Raw genomic sequence first — 6,740 nt, forward strand, 5'->3', positions numbered from 1 at the left:
AGTACGAGACCAGCAAGATGGCATATCGCGACATCAAGAATTCCGTAGACACTGCCAAGCGTGAAGGTATAGAAATAGGCATGGCGAAAGGCATGGAGAAAGGTAGGGCAGAAGGCAAACATGAGGCCAACACAGAAACAGCACAACGATTGCTGGCAATGGGACTTTCTGCCGAACAGGTTGCCAAGGCTACCCAGCTGTCTTTGGAAATCATTAAGAATCTGAGCAATTCTTAAAAAACAGAAAGCGGAGATGTAGATTACGAATATCACCATATAATCAAGGGTCTATACGCCACCTTTTCATCGTGGCATATAGACCCTTGTCTTTTAATGTTCGTTGCGGACGGAACTTTTCCGCCCGCAACGGCTTACTGCTTCCTCAAGGTAGGCAATGCTCCTTTAAGTTCGTAACGCCACTCAGAGCCTGCGTTCTGCAAGGCGGTGTTCATGGCATCAACGGCTTTCTGCCAGGTAACGACAGAGCCGTCCACCTTCGTGGCTCCGGTGCTTTCCCTATTGTAGCCGATGCCTTGTTCATGATTGTTCTTCCAATAGCCGGCGGTCACGGTGGTGTAGTTATTTCCCAAAAAGCCGCCGATATGCATATAGCCAGTGCTACTACCCGTACTGGTTACGTTGCCCGTGGCATAGCAGGCAAGGAGGCTGCTTCCTGCGTTCATTCCCACCAGACTGCCGCCAGCGATATTCTTTTTGGGGTCCATTTCTATGATCACGTTGCCTGTGGCATAGCAAGCGGTCAGAGTGGCACTCGAATTCGTCTGACCTGCCACGCCGCCGACATCAACCATTCCCTTCACTGTGGCAGAGGAACTGCATCCGGTGATGGAACCGCCTATTTGAACACCCACCACACCGCCGACATACACCGTGCCGCTGACGCTGCCCGACACCGAGCAGTTTTCAATGGTGCCCCAGCCAGATCCTACCACGCCGCCAATACTGCCGCCATATATTTGATTGCTTGTTATCTGTACGCCCTCCATCACCACGTTCTTCACCGTACCAGCTCTATTGAGCCAGCCGAACAGACCCGCATATTCGTCATTTGTCGTAAAGGTCAGCCCCGTGATGGTATGGCCGCCGCCGTCGAAGGTGCCTTTGTATGAGTTGTCGTAGTCTGTGCCTATCGGCGTCCAGTCTTTGCCGGTGAGGTCAATGTTTTTGTCGAGGGTAATGTTAATGTCGGTCTTACCTCCGTTCACTAATTTGGCTACATTCATCAAGCCATCGGCGGAGGTCACGGTGTAGCTGCCGTCGCTCTCTATGGTATAGCCCAGGTCTTTTGCCGCAGCGAGGAGGGAGACGGTGTAGGTATATTCACCGCCCGCCTGCCAGTCGGTAGCATTCTTCATCTTATAAACGAAGGTCTTGCCGTTAGTGAAGGTGCAGGTAATGAATGCCGTGCCAGCTGCCACACTTTGCGGGGCTACGATGGCGGTGTAGGTGTTGCTACCCTTGTCATACGGGACGATTATATCCGGGTTGTCGCCTTCGGTGGAGAGACCCGTCAGCCGCACGGATGCCAGCCCCTCGGTGTAGTCCGTCAGAACGACGGTCACTCGCGCCGTGCGGTGGGTGAAGCGAAGCGTGGGGCTGCCGTAGGTCACCGTCTGTCCGTCGGCTACGATGAGGTCGCTGCCCTCAAAGTCTTTCTGGGTACTTTGGGTGGCTTTTACCTTTACCGCAGGCGGGGTTGTCTCGCCAGCGGTGTAGGGCCACCACGCTGTGACGGTGATGTCGCTGTGGTTGGTCCAATAGTACGGGTCGGTGGAGGTCAGCGTGGCGCTGGTGTGGTCGGCGGTGGAGGGCGTCACGTTGTACGTCTTCACCGTGCCGTCCATCAGGACTGCCACGCTCTGCACATCCTCCCAATTGCCATCCACGGGGGCACGGGTGCCGGCGATGGCTATCGCGGCGGGGTTCAGCCCCGTGGCGGTGAAGACGATGGATGTGCCTTCCGCCCCTTCCGGCAGGAAGCCCGCTTCGTCCTGTGTGCAGGCGGCAAGGCCGAGCAGCAGGGCGATGGCTGCGGATATATGGATGTTTGTTCGTTTCATGATGCGTGTTGTTTAGGGGTTGTTATTGTTTCTTTTGCAGTACGGGCAGACCGTTGGTGCCGAGTGCCCACTGGTAGTCGTTGTTGGTGAGGGCGGTGTTCATGCCGTCGACGGCTGTTTGCCATTTCACGGTCGCGCCGTCCACCTTCGTGGCATCTACCTTTCCTCCAAGATTACTGAATACTCCTTGCCCGGCATTGCCTCCCCAATAACAGGAAGTTATATAAGCGTAGTTATGACGCACTATAGCTCCAGATTCATACTCTTCCAATGTGCCGTTGAACCAGCAAGCGGTGATACTGCCATAATTTAAATCGGCTATACTACTAGTTCTACCATATGCAGAAATTTTTCCCGTCACAGAGCAGGCAATGATTTGACCATTATTTTCCTCCACTATTCCAGCTGCATGTCCACTACTGCCATACAGATTCACATCTATGAGTTGTAGGTTCTTTATCACACCACGTTCATTTAATAACCCAAAAAGTTCAGTAGTCGCTGCTGAAAAGTTTAATCCCGTAATGCGGTGTCCCTGCCCATTAAAGATGCCGGAGTAACCTGGTGGCCATGTGCCTACCTGTGTCCATTCCTTACCCGTCAGGTCGATGTCGGCGGTGAGGGTACAATTTATCGATTCATCTTCTTGTATGGCTTTGTTCCATGCCAGCAGGCCGTCAGCGTTATAGACCACGTAACTGCCGTCGTTCTGTATAGAATAGCCCAAATCCTCAGCCTCGCCGCTTTCGCCGCCGCCGTCAGCCCAGTTGCCGATGGTGCAACCCTCTAACGTCAAGCCGGTGGTGTTCACCTTAACGGTATATTTATAGCGGCTGCCCGCTTCTAATACGACGTTGTTCTGCGGACGGAAGTAGAAGGTGCCGCCGCCGAGTTCCACCTTGACGAACGGTTTGCCTGCCACAACGGTCTGTGGGGCAGTCAGTGCCTCGTAGGTGTTGCCGCTTGCGTTGTAGGTCTTGATGGCAGTCGGGTTGCCGTTATCGGCGGACAGGCTCACGAGGCTCACCGTGGCACCGGCGACGCTCGTGAATCCAGTGCCGGGCTTCAGTTCGATTGTCACGCGTGCCGTGCGGTGGGTAAATTCAAGAGTCGGGTTGTTAAATTCCACCTTCCGGTTCTCAGCAGAGATGAAGTCGCTTTTCTGGAAGTCAGCCAATTTGCTCTGGTCTTCGGCAACCTTCACGACAGGCATCTGTGTGATGTCGGCATTGTTGAAGGGCCACCATGCCGATACGGTAATCGGGTCGCGGCTGGTCCAGTAGTACGGGTCGTTCTTACGTGAAAGCGTGGCACTCTTGAAATCGGTAGATGCCGTTACGGTGTATTCCTTTACCGCATCGCCCATCTTGAGTGCCACGGAAGTGACGCCCTGCCAGTCGCCGTCCACAGCGGCACGGGTGGAAGAGGCTGCCTGCGGCGTTGCCTCCACGGACAATCCTGTGGCATGGATGACTACGGGGTATTCACCTTCGGACAGCCGGCTATCGTCAGCCAGTTCGTCCTGTGTGCAGGCGGCGAGGGCGAACAGCAACGCGGTGGCTGCGGGGATAAATAATCTATGCCTCATAATTCTTCATTCTAATCAATTAATTATTAATATCTTACAGGTCAGCATCCACATCTCCACCGTCTATATCGTTCCACTTTGCAATGGTGGCTTCGCTGACTTCAAGGACTTTGTTGCGTACCTTGACGGTATAGGTATAGTTGTTGCCCGCCTGCAGTGCGCCTTCGGGCATGGTGAGTGTGGCATGATATTCCTGACCTTTGTAATTCACAACCAACGGCAGGGATGCAACTGTCTGCGGGAAGAGGATGATCGATGACGTGAGATTGCCGTCTGCCAGATTCATGGCCAGTTCTCCGGTCTGTGCCCCGTTGTCTGCGGTGGCAAGACCGTCGGCCGTGTTGAACGTACCAGTGAGTAACAATCCGTCCAGCGTGTAACGTTTAGGCTTGACCACGCTGAAATCCACGCCGTCGCCCGCCTCGAAGGTAAGGGTTATCTGGCTCATGCGGTGGTGGAAGGAGTTGTTTTCACCACCTTTGGCGGTTTTGTCGGTGAAGCTCACCACCGGGCTGTGTTTGTCTCCCGTGGCTCCTGAAGCAAAGAGAAAGTCGATGGCAGGCTGGTTCTGCTGCGCCGTGGCATCGGTCGTGGCTGTGAGGATGCCTCCCGCCGCGTTGTACGGATAGTAGGTGCGGAAAGTATGGGTCTTTGTATCTTCGAAATAGATAACCTTTCCTTCTGCCTCAAATTTCCCGTTCTTCAGGATGAAAGGCACGTTGCCGTACCGGGTATCGTTGCCGATGTCGGTGATGCCGATACGGTCACCGTTGTCCCAAGTGGTTCCGCTGGCGCGGGTGGCGATGGCAATGTCGGCGGTAAACTGGGCGGCCACAGGGTCACCGTTTAGGATCTCGTTGTCGTTGTTGCAGGCCGCCAGTGCGAGGGCGAGCGCTGCAAGTGCAAAAAATTTTATCTTCATCATATCAGTTATTCAGCTATGTTCTCATTGTTGTTTTTTACCTCGTTCCAAGATTCGATAGTTCCCGTCATTTCTATAGTGGTTCGGGTCAGCTTCACGGTGGTGTAATTGTACAAATTACCGCCCTTGAGTTCTGAGTCCATTTTCCAGACGAACGGAGCATCATGACCATTGTTCAAGTTAAACTCTATTTCTCTGGTCGTTGATGCCGTTGGAAGCAGGATGGCTTCGTATATCTTGCCGACTTGGGTGGCTTTCATCTGGATGTTGTCAGGATTTCCTTCGCCGGAGATTACGCCATCTGCCAGATTGAAAGTGGCTGTGGTGTTCTGGTCTTTAATGGTGACCGTCAAATTATTGAGATCGTCTTGCGTCAAACCATTACCTGGCTGAACATTCAGAATCAATTTACTCAACTTATGGTTGAATTTCAGTTCTACCTGTGGATTAGCTTTGTTGCATCCTGTAGTCTTGGCATACATGAAGTCGATAGCTTCCTGACTCTTCTGGTCGGCCATATTGAGTGCCACCTTGTAATCATTGACAGTGGTCTGTGGATAGTAAGAATAGAAGTCCACATCTCCATCTATCGGGAAGAAAATAGTCTTACCTCCAGAAATAGGTGAAAAGGCTTTACTTCCATTTGACTGATAGCAAACATTGTCAACTCCCTCACTGATTGCATCCGCAGAGAGTGTCTTGCCAGCTTCTATCATAAAGATACCAATCTTGTCACCATCAGCCCAGTCTTGACCGGCAGCACGGGTGTTTACGCTGATACCACCAGTAAACTGCACGGCTACCTTACCATTCTGGGTAGAAGGTGCGGTGTCTTCTGTACTGCATGAAACCATTGCACCAGCCAAGAGTGCAAGGGCGAAAAGCTTTGTCATCTTTTTCATATTACAAAACGTTTTAAAAGTTATTATTATTATTTGATTTCTACTTCATTGTTGAGGTTCGTCCAACCATTGATGGTAGCTTCCAGATTCATCTTTGGCTGCATTTGGTTGTAGTTGAGTCGCAACTCATACTTTCCTCCAACCTTCATCGCAGGAGCGGTGATGTCATACTCCTGCAAGGTCCCGTTAGGCAGCAAGAGGCGGAGATAAACATGAGAGGCGGGGCTTCCCTGTATGGTCGGCATCAGCCGGATGACTTCTGATTTCAGAGTTGATTCCGTAGCCAGGAGGGTAGGGAGTTCCACTTCCGTTGGCTCTATGCTCGGCAAACCATATTCTCCATCACTATTCTTCTGTGTAGGGAACAGACACCAGGCTGCATCTAATGCCTTGCCACTCATCTCTGTACCTTTAGGTACATTCTCTATGATGATGGTCAGTTCGGCAAGCACGCTCTTCATCGGGTTTTGCACTACATAGCTGCCTTCCTTGTTATCTATCTTCACATCGGCAACTCCGAAATAGGCATTGTTCCTTACATCCTTAGGATTGGTCAAACCTATCTGGATATTGTTCCAATTAGTCAAAGCCCTGGTCTGGTCAGTGGTGAAGAATGGCTCTATAAGATTGGTAATAGCCAATATCTGATAATGCCCTTCAGGAAGAGCGAAGCGTTGGCTTGCCACCTCCTGTGCACTGCCATAATTCTTTTCCTCTACTAAAGAACCGTCATCGGCATTGAATATCCAGAGATTCACATCCTTCACTTCCGTACCTTGGTCGGCTTCATCAGCCCAAGTGAGCGATACCGACAAGCCTCCTTCTTCCTCACCATCATGAACATCATGGTCGCAACTTGCCAACAGGCATGGGACGCATAACAGCACCCATAACCAAATATTAAATCTTCTTTTTGCTTTCATTCTCTATCTTGTTTTAGGAGTTACGGATGATGATTGGTAAAAGGCAAGTTGATTCCTAATCTTATGCCACTTTCCCACAAGAAGTTGTTCTTATGCAGATGCTCTGGCATTCCATCCATACGTTTGCCAGTAAGACGAGTCAGACCGGAATAGATGCCCAATTTCAGGCATGAGGTCAGTTGATAACCAACCTGCAAGTCTGCGCCATAACCCAAATGCCAGTTGGTAGAACCTTTCATTACCTTGGCATCATCGGCTATAGTACGGATGTCAGCCTTGGTCGTTACTGCATATATATGAGGTGAAACAGCCAAATCCCATCGGC

At 51.4% G+C, this 6,740-nt stretch carries 5 protein-coding genes and 2 pseudogenes; 1 reads left to right on the forward strand and 6 read right to left on the reverse strand.

Annotation, left to right across the window (positions count from 1 at the left end; genetic code table 11):
* Window positions 1-236 (forward strand): annotated as a pseudogene (locus KSW37_RS14810) (Rpn family recombination-promoting nuclease/putative transposase); the annotation flags it as partial.
* 134 nt (window positions 237-370) lie between these two features.
* Here the strand turns inward: KSW37_RS14810 and KSW37_RS14815 are convergent.
* From KSW37_RS14815 to KSW37_RS14840, 6 genes and pseudogenes are all read right to left on the reverse strand, one after another.
* Complete coding sequence (locus KSW37_RS14815) at window positions 371-2,080, reverse strand: fimbrillin family protein (RefSeq protein ID WP_217315163.1); 1,710 nt, start codon at window positions 2,078-2,080, stop codon at window positions 371-373.
* A gap of 22 nt (window positions 2,081-2,102) precedes the next feature.
* Window positions 2,103-3,668 (reverse strand): fimbrillin family protein, encoded by a 1,566-nt coding sequence (locus tag KSW37_RS14820; RefSeq protein ID WP_217315165.1) that lies wholly within the window; start codon window positions 3,666-3,668, stop codon window positions 2,103-2,105.
* A 34-nt stretch (window positions 3,669-3,702) separates the two neighbouring features.
* The gene (locus KSW37_RS14825) at window positions 3,703-4,590 is read right to left on the reverse strand and encodes a fimbrillin family protein (protein ID WP_217315171.1); all 888 of its coding nucleotides are present in this window, start codon (window positions 4,588-4,590) and stop codon (window positions 3,703-3,705) included.
* Window positions 4,591-4,598: 8 nt separating this feature from the next.
* A complete protein-coding gene (locus tag KSW37_RS14830; RefSeq protein ID WP_217315167.1) occupies window positions 4,599-5,492 on the reverse strand; it encodes a fimbrillin family protein in 894 nt (297 codons plus the stop codon).
* Window positions 5,493-5,521: 29 nt separating this feature from the next.
* Window positions 5,522-6,415, reverse strand: a complete 894-nt coding sequence (locus tag KSW37_RS14835) for a FimB/Mfa2 family fimbrial subunit (protein ID WP_217315169.1) — start codon at window positions 6,413-6,415, stop codon at window positions 5,522-5,524.
* 20 nt (window positions 6,416-6,435) lie between these two features.
* Window positions 6,436-6,740: pseudogene (locus KSW37_RS14840) on the reverse strand (hypothetical protein); the annotation flags it as partial.

The organism is Segatella copri, from assembly GCF_019127135.1.
Lineage (GTDB): Bacteria > Bacteroidota > Bacteroidia > Bacteroidales > Bacteroidaceae > Prevotella.